This window comes from Mesorhizobium sp. M6A.T.Ce.TU.002.03.1.1, from assembly GCF_003997275.1.
GTDB classification, from domain to species: Bacteria; Pseudomonadota; Alphaproteobacteria; order Rhizobiales; family Rhizobiaceae; genus Mesorhizobium; species Mesorhizobium mediterraneum.
Genome location: NZ_RZTI01000011.1, coordinates 1 through 25,652, shown reverse-complemented (window position 1 = coordinate 25,652; position 25,652 = coordinate 1). Strand labels below are relative to the sequence as shown.

The 25,652-nt window shown below is 62.2% G+C and carries 28 protein-coding genes and 1 pseudogene; 18 read left to right on the top strand and 11 right to left on the bottom strand.

The window, feature by feature from the left end:
• Positions 1–28: 28 nt before the first annotated feature.
• Both EOC93_RS05625 and EOC93_RS05620 read left to right on the top strand, forming a co-directional pair.
• Entirely contained in the window at positions 29–397 is a 369-nt protein-coding gene (locus EOC93_RS05625) for a hypothetical protein (protein ID WP_095486534.1), read from the top strand.
• Positions 398–831: 434 nt separating this feature from the next.
• Positions 832–1,257, top strand: a complete 426-nt coding sequence (locus EOC93_RS05620; protein WP_023800837.1) for a MucR family transcriptional regulator — start codon at positions 832–834, stop codon at positions 1,255–1,257.
• Between the two features lie 147 nt (positions 1,258–1,404).
• On the opposite strand, the gene EOC93_RS05615 is transcribed toward EOC93_RS05620, so the two are convergent.
• Positions 1,405–1,833: a SufE family protein gene (locus EOC93_RS05615; protein WP_095496748.1), complete on the bottom strand. Its 429-nt coding sequence runs from the start codon at positions 1,831–1,833 to the stop codon at positions 1,405–1,407.
• A 115-nt stretch (positions 1,834–1,948) separates the two neighbouring features.
• Positions 1,949–2,299, bottom strand: coding sequence for a DUF5330 domain-containing protein (locus EOC93_RS05610; protein WP_095486626.1), 351 nt, complete (start codon positions 2,297–2,299; stop codon positions 1,949–1,951).
• A 532-nt stretch (positions 2,300–2,831) separates the two neighbouring features.
• Here EOC93_RS05610 and EOC93_RS05605 point away from each other — a divergent pair.
• The 3 genes and pseudogenes from EOC93_RS05605 (at position 2,832) to EOC93_RS05595 (ending at position 5,774) form a co-directional block, all read left to right on the top strand.
• Positions 2,832–4,571, top strand: coding sequence for a HAMP domain-containing sensor histidine kinase (locus EOC93_RS05605; RefSeq protein ID WP_127204085.1), 1,740 nt, complete (start codon positions 2,832–2,834; stop codon positions 4,569–4,571).
• The gene (locus EOC93_RS05600; protein ID WP_095486536.1) at positions 4,546–5,319 is read left to right on the top strand and encodes a peptidoglycan-binding protein; all 774 of its coding nucleotides are present in this window, start codon (positions 4,546–4,548) and stop codon (positions 5,317–5,319) included. The genes EOC93_RS05605 and EOC93_RS05600 overlap by 26 nt, the downstream gene beginning before the upstream one ends.
• A 108-nt stretch (positions 5,320–5,427) precedes the next feature.
• Positions 5,428–5,774, top strand: a pseudogene (locus EOC93_RS05595) (DUF1491 family protein).
• A gap of 151 nt (positions 5,775–5,925) precedes the next feature.
• Here the strand turns inward: EOC93_RS05595 and EOC93_RS05590 are convergent.
• From EOC93_RS05590 to EOC93_RS05565, 5 genes are all read right to left on the bottom strand, one after another.
• Entirely contained in the window at positions 5,926–6,942 is a 1,017-nt protein-coding gene (locus EOC93_RS05590) for a hypothetical protein (protein WP_127204084.1), read from the bottom strand.
• Positions 6,943–7,361: 419 nt separating this feature from the next.
• A complete protein-coding gene (locus EOC93_RS05580) occupies positions 7,362–7,910 on the bottom strand; it encodes a DUF1254 domain-containing protein (RefSeq protein ID WP_127204082.1) in 549 nt (182 codons plus the stop codon).
• Complete coding sequence (locus EOC93_RS05575) at positions 7,903–8,487, bottom strand: DUF1214 domain-containing protein (protein WP_127204081.1); 585 nt, start codon at positions 8,485–8,487, stop codon at positions 7,903–7,905. Before EOC93_RS05575 ends, EOC93_RS05580 begins: the two co-directional genes overlap by 8 nt.
• A gap of 112 nt (positions 8,488–8,599) precedes the next feature.
• Entirely contained in the window at positions 8,600–10,759 is a 2,160-nt protein-coding gene (locus tag EOC93_RS05570; protein ID WP_095486542.1) for a PBP1A family penicillin-binding protein, read from the bottom strand.
• 200 nt (positions 10,760–10,959) lie between these two features.
• Positions 10,960–11,598: a TetR/AcrR family transcriptional regulator gene (locus tag EOC93_RS05565; protein WP_095486543.1), complete on the bottom strand. Its 639-nt coding sequence runs from the start codon at positions 11,596–11,598 to the stop codon at positions 10,960–10,962.
• A gap of 160 nt (positions 11,599–11,758) precedes the next feature.
• Between EOC93_RS05565 and EOC93_RS05560 the strand changes: the two genes are divergently transcribed.
• Positions 11,759–13,312 carry a trimethylamine methyltransferase family protein gene (locus tag EOC93_RS05560; RefSeq protein ID WP_127204080.1) on the top strand — a complete coding sequence of 518 codons (1,554 nt, stop codon included), beginning with the start codon at positions 11,759–11,761 and terminating at the stop codon, positions 13,310–13,312.
• 18 nt (positions 13,313–13,330) lie between these two features.
• On the opposite strand, the gene EOC93_RS33985 is transcribed toward EOC93_RS05560, so the two are convergent.
• The 4 genes from EOC93_RS33985 to EOC93_RS05545 all read right to left on the bottom strand — a co-directional run bounded on the left by EOC93_RS33985 (position 13,331) and on the right by EOC93_RS05545 (position 16,138).
• Positions 13,331–13,492 carry a hypothetical protein gene (locus EOC93_RS33985; protein ID WP_164547001.1) on the bottom strand — a complete coding sequence of 54 codons (162 nt, stop codon included), beginning with the start codon at positions 13,490–13,492 and terminating at the stop codon, positions 13,331–13,333.
• 103 nt (positions 13,493–13,595) lie between these two features.
• On the bottom strand, positions 13,596–13,985 hold the full coding sequence (locus EOC93_RS05555) for a hypothetical protein (protein ID WP_095486545.1): 390 nt from the start codon (positions 13,983–13,985) through the stop codon (positions 13,596–13,598).
• An 81-nt stretch (positions 13,986–14,066) separates the two neighbouring features.
• Complete coding sequence (gene groL / locus EOC93_RS05550; protein ID WP_095486546.1) at positions 14,067–15,692, bottom strand: chaperonin GroEL; 1,626 nt, start codon at positions 15,690–15,692, stop codon at positions 14,067–14,069.
• Positions 15,693–15,799: 107 nt separating this feature from the next.
• Positions 15,800–16,138, bottom strand: a complete 339-nt coding sequence (locus EOC93_RS05545) for a co-chaperone GroES (protein ID WP_095486547.1) — start codon at positions 16,136–16,138, stop codon at positions 15,800–15,802.
• 246 nt (positions 16,139–16,384) lie between these two features.
• Here EOC93_RS05545 and EOC93_RS05540 point away from each other — a divergent pair, with 246 nt between their 5' ends.
• The 12 genes from EOC93_RS05540 to EOC93_RS05485 all read left to right on the top strand — a co-directional run.
• Positions 16,385–16,633, top strand: a complete 249-nt coding sequence (locus EOC93_RS05540) for a hypothetical protein (protein WP_095486548.1) — start codon at positions 16,385–16,387, stop codon at positions 16,631–16,633.
• Positions 16,634–16,645: 12 nt separating this feature from the next.
• A complete protein-coding gene (locus EOC93_RS05535; RefSeq protein ID WP_095486549.1) occupies positions 16,646–16,912 on the top strand; it encodes a DUF1488 domain-containing protein in 267 nt (88 codons plus the stop codon).
• Positions 16,913–17,021: 109 nt separating this feature from the next.
• Positions 17,022–17,432 carry a DUF3168 domain-containing protein gene (locus EOC93_RS05530; RefSeq protein ID WP_095486550.1) on the top strand — a complete coding sequence of 137 codons (411 nt, stop codon included), beginning with the start codon at positions 17,022–17,024 and terminating at the stop codon, positions 17,430–17,432.
• Between the two features lie 175 nt (positions 17,433–17,607).
• Positions 17,608–17,907: a hypothetical protein gene (locus EOC93_RS05525; RefSeq protein WP_095486551.1), complete on the top strand. Its 300-nt coding sequence runs from the start codon at positions 17,608–17,610 to the stop codon at positions 17,905–17,907.
• A gap of 69 nt (positions 17,908–17,976) precedes the next feature.
• The gene (locus tag EOC93_RS05520; RefSeq protein WP_023800820.1) at positions 17,977–18,642 is read left to right on the top strand and encodes a response regulator transcription factor; all 666 of its coding nucleotides are present in this window, start codon (positions 17,977–17,979) and stop codon (positions 18,640–18,642) included.
• A complete protein-coding gene (locus tag EOC93_RS05515; protein ID WP_127204079.1) occupies positions 18,626–20,077 on the top strand; it encodes an ATP-binding protein in 1,452 nt (483 codons plus the stop codon). The genes EOC93_RS05520 and EOC93_RS05515 overlap by 17 nt, the downstream gene beginning before the upstream one ends.
• Positions 20,078–20,230: 153 nt before the next feature.
• Complete coding sequence (locus tag EOC93_RS05510) at positions 20,231–20,671, top strand: hypothetical protein (protein WP_095486553.1); 441 nt, start codon at positions 20,231–20,233, stop codon at positions 20,669–20,671.
• A 116-nt stretch (positions 20,672–20,787) separates the two neighbouring features.
• Positions 20,788–21,939, top strand: coding sequence for a c-type cytochrome biogenesis protein CcmI (gene ccmI / locus EOC93_RS05505; RefSeq protein ID WP_095486554.1), 1,152 nt, complete (start codon positions 20,788–20,790; stop codon positions 21,937–21,939).
• Between the two features lie 3 nt (positions 21,940–21,942).
• Positions 21,943–22,386, top strand: coding sequence for a cytochrome c maturation protein CcmE (gene ccmE, locus EOC93_RS05500; RefSeq protein WP_095486555.1), 444 nt, complete (start codon positions 21,943–21,945; stop codon positions 22,384–22,386).
• 5 nt (positions 22,387–22,391) lie between these two features.
• Positions 22,392–24,383: a heme lyase CcmF/NrfE family subunit gene (locus EOC93_RS05495; RefSeq protein WP_127204078.1), complete on the top strand. Its 1,992-nt coding sequence runs from the start codon at positions 22,392–22,394 to the stop codon at positions 24,381–24,383.
• Positions 24,380–24,847: a cytochrome c-type biogenesis protein gene (locus EOC93_RS05490; protein ID WP_095486557.1), complete on the top strand. Its 468-nt coding sequence runs from the start codon at positions 24,380–24,382 to the stop codon at positions 24,845–24,847. Before EOC93_RS05495 ends, EOC93_RS05490 begins: the two co-directional genes overlap by 4 nt.
• Before the next feature lie 128 nt (positions 24,848–24,975).
• On the top strand, positions 24,976–25,652 hold a 677-nt coding region (locus EOC93_RS05485), incomplete at its 3' end, for a trypsin-like peptidase domain-containing protein (protein WP_206532213.1).

Here is a 25,652-nt window from a genome sequence, read left to right as displayed (position 1 = left end):
AGAAGATGAGCCGGAGGAGAGAGAAAAAATGAAATTCCGTTTTCACGCTGCCGCGGCTTTCGCCGTCGCCTCGACTGTTTTGGCCTTTACCGGCCAATCTCATGCAACCGTGTTCGCAGCTTGGCAAGTGACCAACGTTCCGTTTGGCGACACACTCAACGTGCGCAAATATCCGGCCGGGTCATCGCAGAAGCAGGCCGCCTATCCCAACGGTGCCGTATTGCAGATGACCGGCAAATGCACCGGCGGCATAAACCTGCTCGACATCGCCAATCAGCCGGCCTCGCAGCAGGTGGAAAAAGTCCGCTATCGCTGGTGCGAAGTCTGGCACGATCCGGCCCAAAGCGGCAATTTCGTCACCGGCTGGGTCTATGGAAAGTACATCACGCCACAATGAAGGCCCGGTGCCGGTCCGCAGCGCCGATTTCCGGCTTGCTCGCAGACAGCAGGGATAAATCGCAACCTATGGTTTCGTAGACTCTGAAAACAACCAAATAGCTTACGCTACAACCAAGCATAGCCAAGCATTCAGATATTTTTACTGTCCATCACGGATGTAACGGCAGCTTGACGCTGCGTCAGCCGCCACTGGTCTGACCAGAAAATATCGCAAAGTTACAGAGTGCACGAAAGATTGAAGCTGATCGTGGAATATTTTATTAACATCGATGAATATAGCACAAGAAGCGAATTGACTTACTTGGTGCACTGGCTCATTAGAATGCTGCGACGCGAATCGCAGAGGCTCTTTCCTGCAAAAATTTCGCGCGGTGCCCGACCTGCCAAAAATAGGGCGCGGATAGAAACAACTCTCGTTGGGGCCATGAAGCCATGGATATTATCGAAACACCTTCCAGAAATAGTGATGCGCTGATCGAATTGACGGCCGATGTCGTAGCCGCCTATGTCAGCAACAATCCGGTGCCGGTCGGCGAGCTGCCGAGCCTTATCGCCGATGTCCATGCCGCCCTCGGGCGCGTGGGCGGGGCCAGTGAACAGCCTCCTGCCGACAAGCAGAAGCCGGCAGTAAACCCGAAGCGCTCCGTCCATGACGACTACATCGTCTGTCTTGAAGACGGCAAGAAGTTCAAGTCGCTGAAGCGCCATTTGATGACCCACTACGGTCTGACGCCCGACGAGTATCGTGAAAAATGGGGCCTGGACGCAAGCTATCCGATGGTTGCTCCCAACTATGCTGCCGCCCGCTCACAGCTTGCCAAGAAGATGGGTCTCGGCCGCAAGCGCAAGGGGCGCTGATACCGGCTGTCTTTCCCAACCTGGGTTAGACGATCAACGGCGCCTTCGGGCGCCGTTTTGCTTTTGGGGCATTGCTGGAGCAATCGATAGGCGTTGCGCCATATGCGAGGGCTCGCCATCATGCAGGCCAATCCCGCTGTGGCCTAATCAGGCGGTCTGCCTCAAGGCCGCCTCGGCGTCGCGCTTGATGCGCTTGACCATAGAACGAAGACCATTGGCGCGTTGCGGCGACAGGTGCTCGTCGAGGCCGAGTGCCTTCAGCGTGGCTTCCGCGTCGGTTTTCTGGATCTCGCTGGCGGGTCGTCTCGAAAACAGCGCCAGCATGATAGCGACGAGGCCGCGCACGATATGGGCGTCCGAATCACCGGCGAAGGTGACGACTGGGTCGGGCCCCGGTCCATATTCAGTGGTCAGCCAGACCTGGCTGACGCAGCCAGGCACCTTGTTGGCGGGGTTGCGTTCCTCATCGGGAAACGGCGGCAGGGCCTCGCCCAGCTCGATCACATAGCGATAGCGGTCTTCCCACTCGTCAAGCAGGGAGAAGTCGTCGCGGATCGTTTGGATCGTCGTGGTCATCACCCCGGATATAGTCATCCGGCGACGCCGCGTCACGGAAAAAGAGGAAAAACACCATAGGCGTCGAGAGGGCGGAGGGCCTGCGATGCAGCGACAGATGCGCTGACAAAATGTCTCAGTTCTTCGCCGGCAGGTCGACTTTTGCGGGCAAGACGATGTCTTCGGGCACGCTGCCGGTCGTCGTCGCAGTGTCGGGTTCGGCGGTCTTGTCGTCCAACATGGCGGCCGCGATCTTGGCGGTCTCCTTGGCTCGGGCGGTGATCGTGTGCATTGCGGACTTGCCGGTCTCGCAGACGTCGGGCTTGCGCTCGCATATGCCGGCAATGTCGCCGACCGCTTCACGCGCCGCAAACAAGGCCTGGATCGGCCCGACGCTTTGGTGGCCTGTCTCGTCGGAGCCGACATTCAGCGGCAGCGCCAGAAGCACCAGCGAAAACCAGAAAGCCATTCTTATCAGAAAGCCCATCTGTATGCCTCTCATCCGTGATCGGATCATGCATTCGTGCGGCATGACCTCTTTGGATACGATAGTGGCATAGACGCGCAAAGGACGGCTTGCCTGGTCAGCGAAAATTTTCCTCAAATTTTAGGCAAATTCGAAACGAAGCATTTTGCAATGCGTTTGCCTCAAATCCAGATGATTTTCTTCACTTGGGGTTAACCATCCATCTGGCTGTTTTCTATAGGTATTTCCCAGAAGTGCGGCGTGCCGGTGGCGACTGTCAGAGGCAGAAGGACGATCCGCCCGAATAACGCTCCATTTACTATGGCTGCAATTGCCCAGGTTTTGCCGCGCCGGTCTCCCAATATTTGCCTCAGGCCGGGCATTGGTCGGTCCCGCCTTATCCATTCCTTAAACGCTGGATGCGAGTTTCAGAGCAACAAAAGCAACCTGCGAAGCAGGGCTGTTCACGACCGGGTGCGAGTGCGTTGAGTTGAGTTCGATCGGGGCCAGATACGTTGAGTTGCCCGGCGCGATGGCAGCCGGTTGCGAACGTATGGTTCATCCGTCCATCCTCGGACAGAACGATCGCCGGTGCCAGCGCCGGTTTATCGGTGTCATGCTGGCCGCTCCGTTCTTCGCCGCAGGTGCAGCAGTCACGCTGGTCACCTCGGGCATGGGCGCGGCCCTGACCATGGCTGCGATCTTTGCGGCTTTCGGCCTTTGCTGGTTTGCCGCCTTGCTGGTGGCAGCATCGGGTAAGATGGCGTTCGCCAGCCAGGTCGCCCTGGCGATGGGCAGTCTTGCCCTTGCCGGCGTCATTGCCGCGGCGGGCGGTCTGGCCTCTCCAGTTGCCATGCTTGTCGTGGCGCTCCCGTTCGAAGCCTGGTGGATTGGCGCGTCTCGTCGCGCTGCATTGTGGGGTGCGGTATCCGCATTTGTCGCTATCGTGCTGCAGGCTTTTGCCGGTTCCGTCTTCCCGTTCGGCGCGGCAGAAATCGCTGCGTGGCATTGGTTGCTGCCGCTGGCCTGGGCGCTCACCCTCGTTCCCCGCGTCGCGAGACTTGGCAGCCCGGCCGGCGCGCAGCTTGATCCGGCGACCGACGAACGGCTCGAGAACGTCATCGACGCCGTTGTCCTGCGGGTCGGCAGGCATGGCGAGGTTCTGGATGCGTCGGCAAAAGCGCGCACGATCCTGAAACTGCAGCCGGAGCTGCTGTTCGGTACTGGCCTGTTCGATCGTATCCATCTGTCCGATCGCGTCGCATACCTCAGCGCGCTGGCCGACATGCGCGATGGCGCGTCGACGCGCCGGCTCGATTTTCGCGTCCGGCTGCCGCAAAACGGCCACGGCCCAACGGCGGACAATTACCGGCCGTTTTCCCTTGAGCTGACGCGGGCGAAGGAGCAGCAGGACGTCTTCACGCTCGTCTTGCGCGAAAACGACGAAGTCGCCGGATTGCGCGAAGAGCTTGCCGCTGCGAACGAGGCGGCCGCGTCTGCCGAAGTGGCGAAGGGACGGTTTCTGGCGGTCGTCAGCCACGAGCTTCGCACGCCGTTGAACGCCATCATCGGTTTCTCCGACATGCTGCTGCATGAGATGTTCGGCACGTTCAAGGATCCGCGCCAGAAGGAATATGTCGGCTTGGTCAAGGAGTCCGGCCAGCATTTGCTTGCCGTCGTCACCTCGATACTCGACGTGTCGAGGATCGAATCGGGCGCCTACGCGGCCGAGCCGGAACCGTTCCGTTTCGTGGAAGCGGTCGAAATGTGCCAGTCCATGATGCGGCAGCAGGCCGAGGCAAAAAACATCGATCTGCAGGCTCAGATCGCACCGGATGCCGGCGAGATAAACGCTGATCGCCGTGCCGTGCAGCAGATACTCATCAATCTCGTCTCCAACGCCATCAAGTTCACGCCCGATGGCGGCGATGTCATCGTCGGCGCCAAGCGGATCGGCTCGCGACTGCATTTCTGGATCAGGGACACCGGCATCGGCATCGCCGAGGAAGACTTTGCCAATCTCGGCAAGCCGTTCATGCAGATCCAGAACGACTATACGCGCCGCTTCGAGGGAACCGGGCTCGGCCTGTCGCTGGTGAAGGGCCTGGTGGCGCTGCACGAGGGCACGATGTCGATCGAAAGCATGCCGGGCGAGGGCACCACAGTAACGATCAGCTTGCCGGTGAACGGACCGAAGGGACGTTCGACCGACAAGCCCGGCGTGCTGCCGATGCCTGCGGCCAAGGCGGAGACAAAAGGGGACAGGCATGGCTCGCTCCGCAAAACAGCCTAAGGCGGTCAAGCGCCGCGGCAATGCCTTCCAGGGTGGCGCGGTCGCCGTTGGCAGCCTGATCTCGCGCAATCCGATTCTGGTCGGCGGTTCGACCGCCTTCTTGGTGACGCTGTTTTACGTCTCGGCGAATGCCCTGTGGTATCAGCCTTTTCCTCATGCCGGCGCGTTCTTCGCGACCAGGAGCATTGAGGGCTTTCCTCGCGCAGACGCCGACGAGCCAGAGACCACCATCAACATCGTGCGGCCGGGCTCGGCCCCCGCGCCGATCAAGAGCGATCCGGTCGTCGAGCAGGTCCAGGGCATCTTGAAGGATCTCGATTTCTATTCCGGCACCGTCGACGGCATTTCCGGCCCCAACACGCGCAACGCCATACAGGCCTATCAGCAGAAGGTCGGGCTCAACGCTTCCGGCGAGATCGACAGTGTGCTGCTCGATCAACTAGGCGCCACGCCAACCGCCTCGACGGTCGTGCCGCATCCGGCGCCCCGCCCGGACGACATGGCCGCGATTCCCGTTTCCGCTTCGGCGCCGGCGGATGCGTCGGCGCAGGCACCTGACGCCCGCATTATCAAGATTCAGGCCGGTTTGAAGGCATTTGGCAATGACGACATGCAGCTCGATGGCGTGGTCGGGGCACGCACCAAGGCAGCGATCAAGGAGTTCCAGTCACTGTTCGGGCTACCGGAGACTGGCGAGCCCGACGAGGTCGTCTACGTCAAGATGCGCGAGATCGGCCTGACCAACTGACAGTCGACGCCTGACGGTCGAGGCGTTCGCCAACCGGATGGGCAAAAACCGATTTCGGTTTTCGGACCTTTGCTCTAAGTACCGTGCGATGTCGTCCAGAATCCTGCCATGCGCGTAACCACCGATCTGTGGGTGTCTGCCCTGTTGCGCCGGGTTTTCAGCGCCGGGGGCTTCGCCGCTGTGGTTAAGCGCGGCGCGACCGAGGCCGGCGCGGTCTTCGTGCTGGCACGTGGCCGCCTGGGCGAAGTTGCCTTGTTTGGACCGGCGCCGCAGACGAGCTACGATTCGGCCAAACCCGACGACCGATTCTTCAGTTTGCTCGGCGCCGGCGACGATGCCGCCGTCATTGACGCACGACTGGAAAGGGAGAAAAATTCGATCCCGACATCTGGGTGGTCGAGATCGAGGCCGGCGCTGTTCACGTCGAGGAGCTTATTTCCGTCAAGTCGCTCTAACGATATGCATGAAAGACAAAGGCTTAAAGCGTTCGCTCGAATCTCTTCAGATGCGCCGCGCCTTGATGTATGTCGCCCAAAAGTGCGCAGCGGTTTTGGGATAACGACATGCATAAAAACAAAAAACTTGAGGCGCGTCGCATGAATCCCTTCAGACGCGACGCGCCTTAAGGCTGATGGCAGCATTGTCGCTGTCCGCCTTGCGGATGTCGGCGTTTGTCGCGACGGGTCCGGTACTGCGAATGGTCTTCGACAGTGTGTCGACCTTCCGGCCGCGAACCCTGTCCAGCGCTGCGTCGCGATGCAGCAGGCGGTACCGGTCGAGGAAAGTGCGGATGGCCTGCGGATGCGGAAACTCTGTGGGGTAGACGGCGACGGTGATCAGGAACGCCCTGTCTTCGCCGAGATCGAGCGCGCGCAGGGCGGCCAGCAACGACGTGTAATTCTGGTTCGCGGTGAGCGACCGCGCCGTTGAAAAATCGATTTCGAGCGCGTCGGCCAGTGCTGTCTGGAAGAATGCGGCGTTCCCGGTTAGCGCCGTCTCGCGCAGTTTGACATAGGTTTCTGAGCCGGTGAACGGATTGATGGTTGCGCCGCTCTCCACGTCGGCACGCATCATTGACCGCAGCCGGCGCCGCGCATTTTCGGCGGCGGCGCCAGGCTCCTGCTGCCTGTCGGGATCGGACGCGACGACTTCGGCGCTTTCGGACGCCGTCCTGGCGATCGCCTCGGGCTGCCGCACGCTCACCAGCGTCGGCTTTTCAAGCGCCTTGATCAGGTGGGCGATGGTCGGGTTCAGGTCCTTGCGGCGCGCAATGGCGCGCGCATGCGGCAGGCCGTGCCGCCCGATCAGCGCGATGAGATCGATGTTGCTGAGCGCGCGCGAGCGGATGAGCAGCGGGGCGGCGATGTCGACCGGCTCCTCGCAAAGCCGCCGGACCAGCGCCGTGGGCGCATATTTGCACTCGGAAAGGGCGGCAGCGACGTAGCGGCGCGATTCGACCGACACATTGGCGAAAAGTGGAAGCGTCAGATCCTCAAGTTGCGCGATCTCCCGGCGCGAAGGGCGGGTGAGCGAGCAGAACGCCGACACCGCGGCGCGGAACAGCCTTTCAGCCTTTCCCGATTCAGCTCGTATAGCGATTTGCCTGAAATCCGAAGCTGACACGAAGGATACGCCTGACACTCGACACAATCTGGACCATGCGCGACCGGGACTGTGTCGGTTTCGCATTTGCTTCGAGTCAGGACGTCCTGACCCCTAGACAAACATCAAATTAGCGGCGATCCGTTAGCGTTCCGTTAACCTACTGCCGGCCTTAATCAGATTGGAGGCGTTGCGTTGTGCTCCGGGGCAACCGAGAGGAATGCACGAACCATGGGCATGGTACTGTCTTTCGTGCCGCGAACGGCGGCAACCAATCGAGCAGAACGAAACGCTGGTAGGCCGGCGGCGGTGATCATTTTCCCCGGCGTCCGTTATGAGCAACGGCCACTGACGGGCGAGACCCGGACAGGCGCCGGTCTGGACAAGCCGGGCTCGTCAGGGACGCTGCCTGTTCCGCACCACTGAGTTTCGGGATCCCTTTAGAAATCCTGCAGCTCGCAGGAGCTCTGCTCGAGAAACCGTGACACGACCGGCTTCCAGCTGTCGTCGGGCACGAAGGAACGGATGACGAACATGCCTTCGTCGATGGGCGCCTCGACGAAGATTGCCCCTTGCAATTCCTCGGGAAGATTCTTGCGGATCTCGATCATCTGCGCCGGCGTCAGCACGATACTGTCCAGCACTCTGCCGGTCGCGCTGTGGTCGTTGAAGGAATAGATGTTGTGGCCGCCACGGTCATAGACCGATACGGACCAGAATGGGACGTTTCCGGGTGCCTTGATCCGCACCATCCCTTCGGACAGATCGAACCGGCAAGCCGCCGCATAAAACAGCGGATCGACGGATTTTACCACCGGCGTGCCGCCGGCCTCTGCGTCCAGCCTGGTCATCCTATAGAGGTCCGACGCCATGGCCAGACGCGACCAGGCGTCACGTTCGGAAAATTCCGGGACGAGCAGCAGCACGATGATATGCACGACACCGGCGCCAAGCAGGCCGAGCAAGATCGCGTGCAGCAGCCTACGCATTGCAGCCGACCTTCAGGATCTGCGGTAGCGTGATATCCGAAAGACCCGTGCTGCTGGCGATCGGCGTATCGTAGAATGTCAGCACGAAATACATCCGACCGGAGCCGTCGGAAAGCAGCCAGTTGCCGGGCGCGGGGCGGTGGCCGACGGAAATCACCACCGAATTGTCGGGCTGGCGCAGCACCTGGTAGGATTGAAGTGCCGCAAGCCTCGGCTTGTCGGTCTCGATCACGCCGAGCGACTGATCGGTGGCATAGAGGGTCCAGAACCGGGCCGTGGGAAATCCGCCTTCGATTTCATAGGCGCATTGACGTTTCAATTGCTCGCCGCCGGAATCGCGTTCGGCGACAAAAGACAGGCCCTCTGCCTGCCCGAGCGCCAGCACACCCTCGCGCGCCACACGGGCTTTCGAATAGGGGTCCGCCGCCTGCGTTCCGATATCGGGAAACGCCGTCCATGGGCCGATCCGGATCGCGCCGATGCCATCCTGCGTCTTGAGAGCGTACCAGACACTGCCGCCGCCGCCGCCGATGGTTATGGCAAGCGCGAGGAGCGTCAGGAATGCGTTTTTGAGCATGAGGAGCCGCGGGAAAGAGGAGTGCCGCTCGGGGATATCGCGGGGCAGGGGGCCATGGCAAGCGGACCTCTGTGGAATTGCCGGCGCGAGCATGATCGGTCGTGTGCGGGCGTCAAAGCGCCGACAGGGTCTCCGGCGTCGCAGGTGCCTTGAGAACGGGCGCCGACTGGAACAGCCTCGTGATGTCCTTGAGCGCCCGCGTGGTTTGGCTGGACAGCACCGGCGGGCGCTCGGCGGCGGCGTCCGCCGCTGCCTGCTCGGCGTTCTTCTTTTCCGCGTCCTCGGCCTTGGCGGCAATTTTTTCGTCGACGAAGGGATGATCGAGACCGGGGATCGGCTTGAGATCGATATTCTGGTGCGCATAGACCATAAGCCGCTGCCACACCATCGCCGGCAGCGAGCCGCCGGTCATGTTGTTGGTTGGGGTGAAGTCGTCATTGCCGAGCCACACGGCAGCCGTGTAGTTGCCGGTGAAGCCGACATACCAGGCATCACGATAAGATTGCGTGGTGCCGGTCTTGCCGGCCGAAACGATGTTGGGAAGGGCAGCGCGCCGCGCCGTGCCCATCACCGGCACCGCCGCCAGCATGGTGTTCATATATTTCAGCGCCTGTTCCGACAGCACACGATGCGGCGGCGGCGCATCCTTGGCGAAATCGTAAACCATCTCGCCGGTATGGGTGACGAGCTGGGTGATGCCATGCCGGGAGCCGACAAAGCCGTTCTGGGCGAAGACGCTATAGCCTGTCGCTTGGTCCATCACGGTCATGCCCGAAGTGCCGAGCACCATCGTCTTGTGCGATTCGAGCGGCGATTCGACGCCCATGGCTTCCGCCATCGCCTTGATCGGCTTGATGCCGAGATAATCCTTGGCCAGCCGCACCGGCACGGTGTTGATCGATTTGGCCATCGCCGTGATCAGCGTGACCTTGCCGGCCGACCCGCCATTGTAATTGTGAGGCGACCAACTGCCCCAGGAGATCGGCCCGCCGGAAACGACGGAGTCCGGAGTGAAGCCGTGCTCCATCGCCGTTGCATAGATATAGGGTTTGAACGATGAGCCGCTCTGGCGCAGCGCCTTGGTGGCGCGGTTGAACTGGCTGGCACCGTAGTCGCGGCCGCCGACGATCGCCCTGACTGCGCCATTGGTTTCGATGACGACCATGGCGCCTTCGGTGACGTTGTATTCCTTGCCGAACTGGCGGAGATGAAACTCCATCGATTCTTCCGCCGCCTTCTGGATGTTGGCGTCGAAAGTGGTGTGAGCGACCAGCGAATGCTGGCCGGACTTCGCCGCGATCTTCTTGACCTCTTCGAATGCCCAGTCGAGGTAGTAATCCGGGCTTTTCTGCTCGCCGCGGTCGACGATCTCGGCCGGATGCAGCCGCGCCTGCAGCACCTGACCCTCGCTCATGAAGCCGGCCTCGACGAGATTGGACAGCACCACATTGGCCCGCGCCCTGGCAGCAGGCAGGTTGATGTGCGGCGCGTATTTGGTCGGTGCTTTGAACAGGCCGGCCAGCATCGCTGCTTCGGCGAGGTTCAGATCCTTGACGCTTTTTCCGAAATAGAAATCAGCGGCCGCTTCGATGCCGAAGGTGCCGCCGCCCATATAGACGCGATCGAGATAGAGCTGCAGGATCTCCTTCTTCGACAGATTGGCCTCGAGCCACAGCGACAGGAAGGCTTCCTTGATCTTGCGTTCCAATGTCCGTTCATTGGTCAGGAACAGGTTCTTGGCCAGCTGCTGGGTGATGCTCGAGCCCCCTTGCACCACGGAATTCGCCCGCACATTTGCGAAGATCGCGCGCGAAAGGCCGAGCGCATCGATGCCGTAGTGATCGAAGAAACGCCGATCCTCGGTGGCCAGCACCGCCTTGATGACCTGGTCGGGCATCTCGTCGACCGGCACCGAATCGCGCTGGATGATGCCGCGCTGGCCGATCTCGTTACCGTAGCGATCGAGGAAGGTGACGGCGAAATCACCCTGGGCCCGCCAGTCGCCGGCGGTCTCCTGGAAGGCTGGCAGCGCAAGCGCCAGCATGACGACGATGCCGCCGGCGCCGAGCGTGAAACCCTCGCTCAACAGTTCGATGATGCCGCGGCGCCAGCCGGAGACGCGGAAGCGCCGGAAAAAAATGGTGGCCGCTTCCCAGAACCGGCGCGCCTTGAAGCCGATCTCGTAGAGCGAGGAATCGAACCACGCATCCGCAGCCAGCAGTCTTGCGGCAATCGGACCTCTTCTCTTGCGTGGTTTCAAAGGACTGGCCATTCCAGGATCCGGCTGCGGCTACGCCTCCCAGTGAGAAACTGCACGGGGGCAATTTCAGGGCGACGCGCCTACCAAGACTATTCGTCCATTTTGGCCCCGCTCACAAGGGCGAGGGAGATTTGCGCGGTACAGTTTGTTGATAGGGGGTAGGGCCTGCGGCCCACCTCCAACGCCCCGCAGGCGCGGACCCGCGTTCAACATTACCGCGCCGCGATAAAGCGCATGAAATGCGCCACGTCGGCGTCGCTTGGCTCCTGGCCGGTGAAACTGCGAAGATAAGCGGCGAGATGACTGACCCTCGCCTCGACTGGCTCCTTGAGGTCGAGCACATAATAACCGATCTGCATGTAGTAGAGCACTCGGGCGCGGATGAAGGCATCCTCTTCATCATAGCCATGCCGGCGATACATGTCGCGGATCGCGCCCAGGCGGTCATTGTCGGCCTGGTCGATTGCCCGGCGAACGTCATCGGAGCGACGCGCCCATTCCCGGATGGCGAAGTCGAGCCTAGGATCGAACAGGCGCTCGTCCGCCCAGCATTCGAACACGTTCATGACGCCCATGATGATGCTTTCGGCCGGCCGCTGCGCGCGTTCGACGATCGCCTTGGTGTTGGTATCCCGCCAATGGGCAAGCAACTGGTCGAGCAGATCCTGACGGCTATCGAAATACCAGTAGAAGCTTGAGCGCGAAACGCCGAGCTTCTGGCCGAGCGGCAGCACGCGCACGCTTTCGATGCCGTCTGAAATCAATGTCTGGAGCGCAAGACTGATCCAGTCCCAGCGCGTCACCTTGATGTTGCCGGGCGCCGGCTCGTCCCGCGGAGCAATCATGATCATGGCCGCACAATATGCATGGGGGAGAGCTGCATACAACCATACTAGACACATATGTACAGTGCAAGTATCCTGCCGCCTCTAACGAACGGCCGGCGCGCGTCATCGCGGCCTCTCCTACGATCCCCAGGGCAAGGCAATACGGCAATGAGGAGTATCTGCCATGGTCGATGACGCCGCACGCAACCTCAGGCGCGAACGCAGGCGCGGACGAACCGGCGAGGCTGGCAGCGAGAGCAGCCGCCGGCCGGACTATCGTTCGCTGAAGAACCCGTTCCTGCCGCAGCCTGTCTTTTCGGCCGACCACGTCGCCGCGATCCACGACACGGCGCTGCGCGTGCTCGAGGAACTCGGTGTCAAGGTGCTGTTGCCGGAAGCGCGTCTCATTCTTGCCCGTGCCGGCGCTTTGGTCGACGAGGACAGTCAGATGGTGCGCCTCGGCCGCGACATCGTCGCGGCGGCGCTGGCCCCGGCGCCGAAATCGATCCGGGCGCACGCCGGCGACCGTGTCCGAGACCTGATACTCGAGCTCGGCTCGATGACGTTCCTGGCGGGATCCGGCGCGCCGAACGTCACCGATCTAGAGCGCGGCCGGCGGCCGGGGACGCTTGCCGCTTTCGAGGATCTCATTCGGCTGGTGCAGCATTTCGACGTCCTGCACATGCTGGGGCCTTGCATCGAGCCGCAGGACATCGACAACCGTTTGCGCCATTATGCCGTCAACCGGGCTCAGCTGACGCTGTCCGACAAGTTCCCGTTCATTTTCGCGCGCGGCACGCCGCAGGTCGAGGACGGGTTCGAGATGCTGCGGCTGGCGCGCGGCCTGTCCGAGGACGAATTCCGTTCGGGGGCCTATTGCTACACCGTCATCAACCCCAATTCGCCGCGTCAGCTCGACATTCCGATGGCGCAAGGCATCATCGACTTTGCCAAGGCGGGGCAGGTGTTGATCATCACGCCCTTCTGCCTGGCCGGCGCCATGGCGCCGATCACGGTGGCCGGCGCGCTGACGCTGCAGCATGCCGAAGCGCTGGCCGGGCTGACGCTGGCCCAGATCGTGCGGCCAGGCGCGCCGGTCGTCTATGGTTCCTTCTCGTCCAACGTCGACATGAAATCCGGGGCGCCGGCCTTCGGCACACCGGAGCACATCAAGGCGACGCTCGGCGCCGGTCAGCTTGCGCGCTTCACCGGCCTTCCCTGGCGGTCCGGTGGCGGCAGCGCCGCCAACATTTCGGACGCGCAGGCAGCCCACGAAACCCAGTTCGCGCTGTGGGGCTCGGTGCTTGCTGGCGCCACGGTCTGCATCCATGCCGCGGGCTGGCTCGAAGGCGGGCTGAGCGTCTCCTTCGAGAAGCTGATCACCGATATCGAGGCGCTGCAGACGGTCGCGGAACTCTGCGCGGCGACGCCAGGCGACGAAGATGCGATCGGCTTCGAGGCCATCGCGGAAGTGCAGCCGGGCGGACATTTCTTCTCGGCCGGACACACAATGGCGCGCTACCGCACCGCATTCTACGAGCCGCTGGTGGCCGACTGGTCGAATTTCGGCAACTGGACGCAGGCCGGGTCAAGAACCGCCACGGAGCGCGCCACCGGCATCTGGAAACGACTGTTGGCCGACTTCCGGCCACCGCCCTCGGCCGCTGTCACATCAGACGTCCTCGACGAATTCATAGCGCGGCGCACCGAAGAGGGCGGTGCGGCACCGGTTTCGTGAGGTGGCGGCACGCGGGCGTCACATAGGGCGTTTGTCGCCGGTCTTTTGCGGGTCGCGGCGTATCGTGCCGGTGTCAGCTTTCCTATGCTTATCGGCAAGTCTACGAATGCGATCGAAGCGACTTTCCTCAACCGCTTTGATTGTCGCGACGGCATTTGGCTTCGGGACGAACGCAATCATGGATCGATCTCCTTGCCGGCGGGCCGCGCGCCGGGGAGATGCCCCGGCGGTTTTCTTTCAGGCTCTCGTGTAGAGCTCGTTTCTCTCGGAGAGGTCGATGATATCAGGCGGCGAGAGCGACCGCACAGCTTTGCGCACCCAGCCTGTCGGGCGAGGTTTTCCCGGGCATGGTCGCCCAGCCGCCCGTCTCGATGAACTGCCGCTTCTTGTAACTGTCGGTTATGGCCTTGAACTCTACAAGTTTGGCGGCGGCATCGGGTGCCGTATTGAAGCGATCGACGCAGACCGCCGAGGCCAGCTCGCCGCGCGCCACGTCGCCGGCGGTTGTCGCCAGCGCGCGTGAGGTGCCACCGGTCACCCAGCCGCCCCAGTTGAAACCGATGATCAGCGTGGCGACGACGGTTGCCGCACATGCCCACAAAAGCGTGGATTTGGCCGGCTGGTAATCTTCCCATCGACGCGCGAGAGATGGCTTGCTGCTTTGTGTGGCCACGGAACAGTTCCTTCCTGGTTGGTGTTGGGATCGGTCGCCCGGCCTTTCCGGCCGGGCGCTGCAGGCTTGTCTAGGCGATGGTCAGTAGCCCCCCATGCCGCCGCCGGCCGCAGGCGCGGCATCCTTGGCTGGAATGTCGGTGATCATGGCTTCCGCAGTGATCAGCAATGCCGCGATCGAACCGGCATCCTGGAGCGCGGTCCGCACCACCTTTGCCGGGTCGACGATGCCGACCTTGATCATGTCGACATAGATCTCGTTCTGAGCATCGAAACCCTGGTTGTGATCCTTGCTGTCCATGAGCCTGCCGACAACGATCGAACCTTCGACGCCGGAGTTCTCGGCGATCTGGCGGATCGGCGCTTCGAGCGCTCTCGACACGATCGAAATGCCCGCCGTCACATCGGCATTGGCTCCGGTCAGCCCGTTCAGCACGGCCTTGGCGCGCAGCAGAGCAACACCGCCGCCGGGAACGATCCCTTCTTCCACCGCCGCGCGCGTAGCGTTCAGCGCGTCGTCGATACGGTCCTTCTTTTCCTTGACCTCGGACTCGGTCGCACCACCGACGCGAATGACCGCGACGCCGCCGGCGAGCTTGGCTAGCCGCTCCTGCAGCTTCTCCTTATCGTAGTCGGAAGTGGTTTCCTCGATCTGCCCCTTGATCTGCTGGACACGCGCCTGAATCGTGGCCTTCTCGCCTGCACCGTCGATGATCGTCGTCGTGTCCTTCTCGATCAGCACGCGCTTTGCGCGGCCGAGCATGTCGATGGTGATGTTCTCGAGCTTGATGCCAAGGTCTTCCGAGATCATCTGGCCGGCAGTGAGCACGGCGATGTCTTCCAGCATCGCCTTGCGGCGATCACCGAAGCCCGGCGCCTTGACTGCCGCGACCTTGAGGCCGCCGCGCAATTTGTTGACGACCAGCGTCGCCAGCGCTTCGCCTTCGACGTCCTCGGAGATGATCACCAGCGGTTTGCCGCTTTGCACCACGGCTTCGAGGATCGGCAGCATCGCCTGCAGATTGCCAAGCTTCTTTTCGTGGATGAGGACATAAGGGTCCTCCAGCTCGACGCGCATCTTCTCGGCATTGGTGACGAAATAGGGGCTGAGATAACCACGGTCGAACTGCATGCCCTCGACGACGTCGAGTTCGGTCTCTGCGGTCTTGGCTTCCTCGACAGTGATGACGCCGTCATTGCCGACCTTGTCCATCGCCTTGGCGATCATGGCGCCGACGGTGGCATCGCCATTGGCGGCAATGGTGCCGACCTGCGCGATTTCACCGGAAGATTTGACCTTCTTGGCGCGTGCCTGGATTTCCTTGACGACGGCGGTGACCGCAAGGTCGATGCCGCGTTTGAGGTCCATCGGGTTCATGCCCGCGGCAACGAATTTGGCGCCCTCGCGCAGGATGGAAGCGGCAAGCACCGTGGCGGTGGTGGTGCCGTCGCCGGCGAGATCGTTGGTCTTCGAGGCCACTTCGCGCACCATCTGGGCGCCCATGTTCTCGAACTTGTCGGCAAGCTCGATTTCCTTGGCCACCGTCACCCCGTCCTTGGTAATGCGCGGCGCGCCATAGGCCTTGTCGATGATGACGTTACGGCCCTTGGGGCCGAGCGTCACCTTGACGGCGTTGTTGAGGATTTCGACACCGCGCAGCATCCGGTCACGCGCATCGGTGGAGAATTTGATTTCCTTGGCAGACATGTTTTTTCGTCCCGTTCAATTGGTTGTGGCAAGGCGCTGGCAGCACCCGCCTGAATCAAAAACTTGGAGCATCTTCTGCGCGTCCAAGAGGACGCGCGGCGCTCCAATCAGGCGGCTTTCTTGGCAGCCACGATCTTGTCGGTGATGCCCATCTCGCTCTTGTCGATGATGCCCATGATGTCGGCCTCCTTCATGATCAGAAGGTCCTCACCGTCTATCTTGACTTCGGTTCCCGACCATTTGCCGAACAGGATGAGGTCGCCGGCCTTGACATCGAGTGCGATCAGCGCGCCGCTTTCGTCCCGCGCGCCTGGCCCGACGGCGATCACTTCGCCTTCCTGCGGCTTTTCCTTGGCATTGTCGGGGATGATGATGCCGCCCTTGGATTTGGTATCGCTTTCGGCGCGCCGAATAACGACGCGATCGTGGAGTGGCCGGAATTTCATGGGAACTTCTTTCTGGGGCCGGCTTAGGCGGCCACGCCCTTGTATAGGCGTTTTGGCACTCGATAGATAGGAGTGCCAAAAAATATTAGTCCTTTATCGGAAACTATTGACAGTATTATTTAGCAGTTTCATTCCCATGAATTCGATGAGCATAAAATAATCCTGGAATTGATTTTTTCTATCCGAGTACCTATTTTAGATGAGAAACTCACTTTCATAATCTCAGTCAAGAAGGAGATTTTATCGATGGCGGAATTCAGTCAGAATATAATGGAAAAAGCTGAGGCGCGCTTCATGGAAAAGCAGAAGAAAACCGCGGAGCGAAACCAGGCAACGGCCGAATATGTTTCGGAAGCCAAGGCCAGGATCATCAAGACGGCAAGGCTGCGGGCGCTGCGGCTGGCCAAGGAAGAGGCCGACCGCGCCGCGGAGGCCCTCAATCCCGTCGCCCCCAAGAAAAAGCGGGCGGCAGTCAAGAAGGCGGGGGCCGCTTAACGGCGTCAAGTCATGAGCCTGACATTTCCAAACCAAAGCCGCAGCTACGACGAAGCGAGCCGACGGATCCGCTTCGTCGGCTATGACGGCATGTCCCAGATTTCTTTCTTTGTCGATGCAGATGCCATCTCGACGGCACCGTCGGGGACGGCGACAGCCGAAGCCACATATCTCGCCGCCTTCGATGCGGCTGTCGGTCCCATACATGACGTCGCAAGGAATGCTTATGCCCGTACCGGCAAGAGCATGTACGTGCTGACCGCAGCCGATTTTCGATAAATCCCGACCGTCCCGTGATCTGGCGCCAGAACGTCAACGCGGCTACGCTGCAAGCAGGAATCGCTGACGGTGAAGGCCTGTTCAGTCGTGACGGGCGAGGGAGAAGACGATGACCGCGCCGGCGGCCGCGCTGCAGAAGGCCTTGTTCGAAACGCTGAACGGTGATGGTTTCCTGTCAGCGGCATTGGGCGGCGCTAAACTGTTCGACCATGCCCCGGAAAATGTCCCGTTTCCCTATGTCACCTTTGGCCGGACCAGCGTCTACGACTGGACAACGGGCATGGAGAACGACGCCGAGCAGCTTTTCACGCTGCATTTCTGGTCGAAGTCCGAGGCCAGGAAAGAAATGCTCGATGTGATGGACATGGTCAGCGCCCGGCTCCAGGATGCGGCGCTCGCGCTCGACGAGCATCACCGACTCAATCTCAGGCTCGAATTCACTGAGGGCCGTTACGACGAGGACCTTTCGGCCTATCACGGGCTGCTGCGTTTTCGCGCCGTGACGGAAGAAAACGCCTGACGCGCTTTCAATATGGCTGCAACACAGTCTAGACTGGCGCTTCGATGAATTTTGCCGGGTTGGGGCGGCGAAATCATAAGGTCGGTTGTCTCGCGTTTCAGGGGTGGGATAGGCATGTGTTGCAGGCGTTCACTGTTCATTTCACGTTCAGCACCGATGCGTTAGAACGCTGACCATGAAAACGCTTCGTTCCCACTTCCGAACCGCGACATTGGCGCTATCAGCGGCCGCTCTGTTCGCATCGCAGGCGACGGCGCTGCCGGTCGTCGTGCCCGAGCAGAACCGGCCGGTCGTCCTGGCTGCCTCCGACTGCTACGCGATCGGTCAGCAGGTCGCCGAGCAGAATGGCGGCACGCTGGCCAAGGCATCACAGTCGACGCGCGGTGGCCAGCCGGTCTGCGTCATCGTCGTGCTGGTTCCAGGCAAGGACGGGCAGCGCCCGCGCCGCACAGAGATCGTCGTTCCGCAGAATTGACCCGCCGTTTCCCAGCGTGTCGGAATCGGCCTATATCTGACCAATTCTTCAACAGGTGTTGATCCCAGCATGCGCGTACTGGTCGTCGAAGATGACAAGGATCTCAACCGGCAGATATCAGACGCGTTGGTCGATGCCGGCTATGTCGTCGACCGGGCCTTCGACGGTGAGGAAGGGCATTTCCTTGGCGATACCGAGCCCTATGACGCCGTGGTGCTCGACATCGGCTTGCCGCAGATGGACGGCATCAGTGTGGTTGAGCGCTGGCGACGCGGCGGCCGCAAGATGCCGGTCCTGATTCTGACGGCGCGCGATCGCTGGAGCGACAAGGTATCCGGCATCGACGCCGGCGCCGACGATTACGTCACCAAGCCGTTCCACATCGAAGAGGTGCTGGCCAGGGTTCGCGCGCTCATCCGGCGCGCGGCCGGCCATGCGTCGTCCGAGTTGACCTGCGGGCCGTTGCGGCTCGACACCAAGGCCTCCAAGGCCGATGTCGACGGCGTGCCGCTGAAGCTGACGTCGCACGAATTCCGCCTGCTTGCCTATTTGATGCACCATATGGGCGAGGTCGTGTCCCGCACCGAGCTGGTCGAGCATCTTTACGATCAGGATTTCGACCGCGATTCCAACACAATCGAGGTCTTTGTCGGGCGGCTTCGCAAGAAGATGGGCATCGACATGATAGAAACCGTTCGCGGCATGGGCTATCGAATGCGTGAGCCGGAGGCGTAAGGCGGAACCGCTCAAACAGACTGCAAGAACGCCGCTTTCGCTGCGGTTCTGGCCGCGTTCGCTGGCGTTCCGGGTGATCGCCTTTTCCACGGTCTGGGCGATACTCACCCTGGTCGTCATCTTCACGCTGATCACGACGCTCTATCGCCAGGCGAGCGAGCGCGGTTTCGACAGCTTGCTGTCGGCGCATCTGTTCAATCTGATCGGCTCGGTCGGCGTGTCCGAAGGCGGTTCGCTGACCGGCGCTCCCGACCTTGGCGATCTTCGGTTCTCGGAGCCGAATTCCGGCTGGTACTGGTCGGTGGAGCCTGCGTCGGAAGGCGTGCGCGGCGATCTGCACTCCTCCTCGATGACCAAGACGATCCCGTCGCCAAGCGTCGCCGAGGTTCCCTTCAATGCCAGCTTCCAGCGCAGCTATGCCACCGAAGGCATCAATGGCGAGGAGCTGGAAGTGTTCGAGAGCGAATTCGTTCTCGACGCGAAAAATCGCGCGGCGCGCTTCCGTGTCATGGGCAACCAGACCGAGCTCGAGCAGGAGATAGGCGCCTTCCAGCGTCGCCTTCTGACCTATCTTTCCCTGTTCGGCGTCGGCATGATCGCCATCAACGCCATCGCCATCCTGCTGGGCCTGCAGCCATTGCGCCGGGTCAGGAACGCTCTCGCCATGGTGCGGGAAGGAACCGCGCAAAGGCTAGACGGCCGCTTCCCGGCCGAGATCGAGCCGCTTGCCAACGAGACCAACGCGCTGATCGAAAACAACAAGCGTATTGTCGAGCGCTCGCGCACGCAGGTCGGCAACCTCGCCCATTCGCTGAAGACGCCGCTGGCGGTGCTGATCAACGAGGGGCGGGCGCTTGGCGGCGCCAAGGGCAAGCTCATAGCCGAGCAGGCCGCCTCGATGCAGAAGCAGGTTGACCACTATCTGCAGCGCGCCCGCGTCGCGGCGCAACGCGACAGCGTCGTCTACCGTACGCCGGTGGCGCCGCTGGTCCAGCGCATGGTGCGCGTGCTGCAAAAACTCAACCCGCAGACTGCTCTCTCGCTTTCGCTGCCGGCAGTCGATATCGTCTTTGCCGGGGAACGTGAGGATCTGGAAGAATTGCTTGGCAATTTGCTCGACAACGCCATGAAATGGGCAAAGAGCGCGGTCGCAGTGTCGGTGGCACCAATCTCCGACAAGACGAGTGGCGCCGGCAAGGAGGGTGCCGTCAATCTGTTCGAGATCAGTATCGAGGATGACGGCCCGGGCATTCCCGAAGACAAGGCGCGCGAGGCGCTGAGGCGCGGACGGCGGCTCGACGAGACCAAGCCGGGGACCGGGCTTGGACTTGCCATTGTCGCCGACCTCGTCAATGAGTATGGAGGCGTTCTGGCTCTGGAACGGTCCGGCATGGGCGGGTTGAAGGCAGTGGTTCGATTGCGGAGCCTTCAATGATGCTTGATCGACGGTGCGTGATATGGCGGCATGTCGATTGGTCCCGGAGCGTCGGCCGCGGCCAAATTTCGGACAAACATCAACACTAATGGCCACACCGACTTCCCCGATGGCGCGGCTCCCAGCTCTAACTCAAGAAAACCGGTTGTTGGCATGAAGATTCGCGTCGCGCTCGTTTCCGCACTGCTGGCCGTTTCCGGCTGCACGACGCTGGGCAACAGCCCGGCCCCCACGGTGGCGCCGCAGCCTGCCGTCACGCCGCCAACTGACGGCAAGATCGCGACGACGATCATTTCCGCCATGGGCGGCGGCCTCGTCAGCGGATCGATCGGTGCCGGCTTGAAGGAATCCGAGAAGCGCAAGGCGCTGGAGGCGGAATACAAGGCGCTCGAGTACACAGCGAGTGGCCAGAAGGTGACGTGGAAGAGCGATCGGTCGGCGCATTATGGCGAGGTTGTCGCCGCCCAGCCCTATCGTGTCGGCTCGCAGGACTGCCGGCAATACACCCATACGGTCTTTACCGGGGCCGCCGGCGCCACCGCGCGCGGAACCGCTTGCCGCAACGCCGATGGCAGCTGGACGCCGCTGACGTAACGACTGGGCGGATAGGTCCGGTTGACATCAATCAAGCACATGCGACGCACCTGCCGTCAAAGCGTCGCAGGATGCCTGTGTTGGCAGGGCAGGGCTCTGCCGTTATTGGAAGAAGCATGCTGTTCTGGGTCATAGCTGCCATTCTCACGCTGGGTGCAAGCCTGGCGGTTCTGCTGCCGCTGGCCGGCGGCCCGAAGGATGGTTCGGCGAGCAGCGATCATGACCTTGAAGTTTATCGCGACCAGCTGTCGGAGCTTGACCGAGACGTGGCGCGCGGCCTGATCCAGCCGGCGGAGGCCGAAGAGGCGCGTGCCGAAATCGCTCGCCGCATCCTTCGCCTGGACAATGCCGGGGCCGGGGCCGATCCGGCCGACAAGGCCGCGGCGCGGCAGCCGTCGATGGCGACCAGGCTGGTTGCGACGGCCGCGGTCCTGGTGGTTCCGCTGGTCAGTTGGGGCTTGTACAGCCAGCTGGGCTCGCCCGATCTGCCGTCGCAGCCGCTCAGCGAGCGGCTGACCAAGAATCCCGCCGACAGTTCGGTGGACGAGCTGGTGGCACGCGCCGAGGCTCACCTTGCCGCCAATCCGTCCGATGGCAGGGGTTGGGACGTTCTGGCGCCCATCTATCTGCGCATGCAGCGCTTCGCCGATGCGGTGACGGCCTATCGCAACGCCATTCGCCTCGACGGTGACAGCGCCGCCCGCCAGGCAGGCCTCGGCGAGGCGATCGCCAACGCAGCGGGCGGCATTGTTTCGTCCGACGCTCAGGCCGCTTTCGAGGCGGCGCTGAAGCTCGATCCGGCAAATCCGAAGGCGAGCTTTTATCTCGCGATGGGCATGGCGCAGGAAGGCCGCATTGAGGAGGCGACAGCTGGCTGGCAGAAAATGCTAGCGGCCTTGCCGCAGGACTCAGCCTGGCGCGGCGCCGTCGAGCAGGCACTGGCCGAATCCGCCAAGCGGAGCGTCGCTTCGGGAGAGCCTGCAAAAGGCCCGGGCGCCGGGGATGTCGATGCCGCCTCGTCGATGTCGCCGCAGGACAGGGAAGCGATGATCAACACCATGGTTGCGGGACTTGATGAAAAACTTCGTCAAAACCCGCGCGATGCGGAAGGATGGATGCAGCTTATTCGTTCCTATGTCGTGCTGGGCAAGGCCGATCAGGCACGCGACGCGCTCAATCGCGGTATCGCCGTTTTTGGCTCCGATAGTGAGGAAGCGAAGAAATTCACCGCCTTTGCCGTCTCGCTTGGTCTGACGGCGACGGAGTAAAACATGACGCGCAAGCAGAAAAGACTGTCGGTGATCGCCGGAGGGTTGGCCTTTCTCGGTGCCGCCACCGGTCTGACCTTCTACGCGCTCGGCCAGAAGGCCTCCTACTTCTACATGCCCGCCGATCTGACCACCGCCAGCCTGCAGCCCGGGCAGCGTATCAGGCTCGGCGGCCTCGTCGAAAAAGGCACGATCGAGCGCGGCCAGGGGGCCACTGTCGCCTTTTCGGTGACCGACAATCAGAAGCAGGTGAAAGTCACCTACACCGGCATTCTTCCCGACCTTTTCCGCGAGGAGCAGGGCGTCATCACTGAAGGCACGTTTCGCCCGGACGGCGTCTTCGTCGCCGACAGCGTGTTGGCCAAGCACGACGAGAACTACATGCCCAAGGAGGTGGCCGACGGTCTCAAGGCCAAGGGCGTGTGGCAGGAGAGCAAGAGTGAGTAACAGCCTTGGTTGAAACCGGACATTTCGCGCTGGTCCTGGCGTTTGCGCTGGCCTTGGTGCAGACGCTGGTACCGCTGTTCGGCGCGCGCATGAACAACCAGAAGATGATGGCCGTCGGCGGTCCGGTCGCGGTGACCGGCTTCGCCTTGACCGCTCTGTCCTTCGCGGCGCTGGCGATAGCCTATGCAACGTCCGATTTTTCGGTGGCCAATGTCTGGGACAACTCGCATTCGCTGCAGCCGCTGATCTACAAGATCACCGGCACCTGGGGCAATCACGAAGGCTCGATGCTGCTCTGGGTGCTGATCCTGACCTTCTTCGGCGCGCTCGTCGCTGCTTTCGGCAGCAATCTTCCTGCGACGCTTCGAGCCAATGTGCTGGCCGTGCAAGGGGCCATCGGCGCCACCTTCTTCCTGTTCATCCTGGCGACGTCCAACCCGTTCGCCAGGCTCAATCCGGCGCCGATCGAGGGCCGCGATCTCAATCCGATCCTGCAGGATCTCGGTCTCGCCATCCATCCGCCGCTGCTCTATCTCGGCTATGTCGGCTTCTCGATCTGCTTTTCCTTCTCGGTCGCCGCCCTCATCGAAGGCCGCATCGACGCGTCCTGGGCGCGCTGGGTGCGGCCATGGACGCTGGTCGCCTGGATGTTCCTGACAGGCGGCATCGCCATGGGCTCCTACTGGGCCTATTACGAACTTGGCTGGGGTGGCTTCTGGTTCTGGGATCCGGTCGAGAACGCCTCCTTTATGCCATGGCTGGCGGGCACGGCGCTGCTCCACTCGGCGATCGTCATGGAGAAGCGCTCGGCCCTGAAGATCTGGACGCTGCTGCTGGCGATCCTGACCTTCTCGCTGTCGCTGCTCGGCACCTTCCTGGTGCGCTCCGGGGTGCTCACTTCGGTCCACGCCTTCGCCACCGATCCGACGCGCGGCGTGTTCATCCTCTGCATCCTGACACTGTTCATCGGCGGATCGCTGGCGCTGTTCGCCTTTCGCGCGTCGAGGCTGACGGCCGGCGGCCTGTTCCATCCAATCTCGCGCGAAGGGGCGCTGGTCCTCAACAATCTGTTCCTGACCACGGCCACCGCCACCGTGCTGATCGGCACGCTTTATCCGCTGGCGGTCGAGGCCGTTTCAGCCGACAAGATTTCGGTCGGCGCGCCGTTCTTCAACCTGACATTCGGCCCGCTGATGGTGCCGCTTCTGGTCGTGGTCCCGTTCGGGCCGCTGCTGGCCTGGAAGCGCGGCGACATCTTCGCCGTCGCCCAGCGCCTGATGGCGGCCTTCGCCGCAGCGCTTCTGGCCGTGCTGGTGACGGCCTTGTTCATCGACGGCGCGTCGGTGTTCGCAGCACTTGGCGTCGGCCTGGCCTTTTGGCTGATCTGCGGCGCGCTCACCGATATTGCCGTCAAGTCCGGCTTTGGCACTGTCGCAACCGGCACCATGTTCAGGCGCTTCGCCGGCCTGCCGCGTTCGGTCTTCGGCACCGCGCTCGCCCATCTCGGCCTCGGGCTGACGACGCTGGGCATCGTCGGCACGCTTTGCTTCGGCACCGAGAAGATATTGTCGATGCATGCGGGCGAGACCGTGCAACTGTCCGGCCACACGCTGCGTTTCGAAGGGCTCTATCCCGCTCAGGGGCCTAATTACAGCGAGGATCGTGGCCGCTTTGCGCTGCTCGACGCCGATGGAAGCACAACCGCCATAATCACCTCATCCAAGCGCTCCTATCCGGTCCGACAGATGACGACGACCGAGTCCGGTATCAAGACGATTGGGTTCAGCCAGCTCTACCTCTCGCTTGGCGACGAAGGGACCGACGGCTCCGTCGTGGTGCGGCTTTGGTGGAAGCCGCTGGTGGCGCTGATCTGGGGGGGCAGCCTGGTCATGATGGCAGGTGCTGCGATGTCGCTCATGGACCGGCGCCTGCGCGTCGGGGCACCGTCGCGCCGCCGCAAGTCGACCGGCGCAGTGCCTTCCGCGAGCCTGCCATGACCGCAAGATTTTCACTGGCCTCGCTGATCCTGCTGCTGACGCTGTTGTTTGCCGGCGCTTCACTTGCGGTGAAGCCCGACGAGGTTCTGGCCGACCCGGCGCTCGAGACGCGGGCGCGGACGCTTTCGGAAGAGCTGCGCTGCATGGTTTGCCAGAACCAGTCGATCGATGAATCCGATGCAGACCTTGCCCGCGATCTGCGCGTGCTGGTGCGCCAGCGCCTCGTTGCCGGCGACACCGACCAGCAGGTGATAGACTATATTGTTTCCCGCTACGGCGAGTTCGTGCTGTTGAAACCGCGCTTCAGCCTGCGCAATGCTTTACTCTGGGGCACGCCGATCCTTCTGCTCCTTGCCGGCGGCGCCGTCATCGTGCTCGGCGCCCGCTCGCGCCGCTCAGCGCCAACCAATGCGTTGACCGCCGAGGAACAGGCGGAGCTGGACACTATTTTGCACCGGGACTGAAGGCGGCGGCCCCCGCAAACATTACGAAAGTTTCATGCACCGGAAATGGCGCCGTAATGTGCGCCCCTCTATTTCTCTTGCCCGAGGATGCCGACCGAAGCGCATCCCTTGAAGAGGATACGAGACCCATGAATATTGCCCCCAGTTCATATCCCCGCACCCGCAAACGCCTGATGGCTGCCGCAGCTTCAGTGGCCATTGCCGGCGCGATCGGCTTCGGCGCGGTTGCCACCGTGACAGCCCCGGTCCTGGCCGAGGCCGTGCGTGTCGAGGCGCCGCAGGTCCCGAGCTTCGCCGATGTGGTCGAGCGCGTTTCGCCGGCGGTCGTCAGTGTACGCGTCAAAGCCAAGATAGAATCGACCGCCGACGACGGCTCCGACCTGCCCGACGGCTTCGGCAATCTTCCCGACGATCCGCAATTGCGCCGCTTCTTCAGGGAGTTCCGTGGCTTTGGCGATCAGGGGGGCCAGGATGGAATGCGGCGCTTCGGACGCCGTGATCAGAACCGCCAGCCGCGGCCGGTCGCCCAGGGGTCCGGTTTTTTCATCTCCGATGATGGTTACCTCGTCACCAACAACCATGTCGTCGGAGATGGCTCGTCCTTCACGGTGGTGATGCATGACGGCAAGGAACTCGACGCCAAGCTGGTCGGCACAGACCCACGCACCGATCTCGCGGTGCTCAAGGTCGAAGGCGACGGCAAGTTCACCTATGTCGACTTCGCCGATGATTCCAAGGTTCACGTCGGCGACTGGGTCGTGGCCGTCGGCAATCCGTTCGGCCTCGGCGGCACGGTCACCGCCGG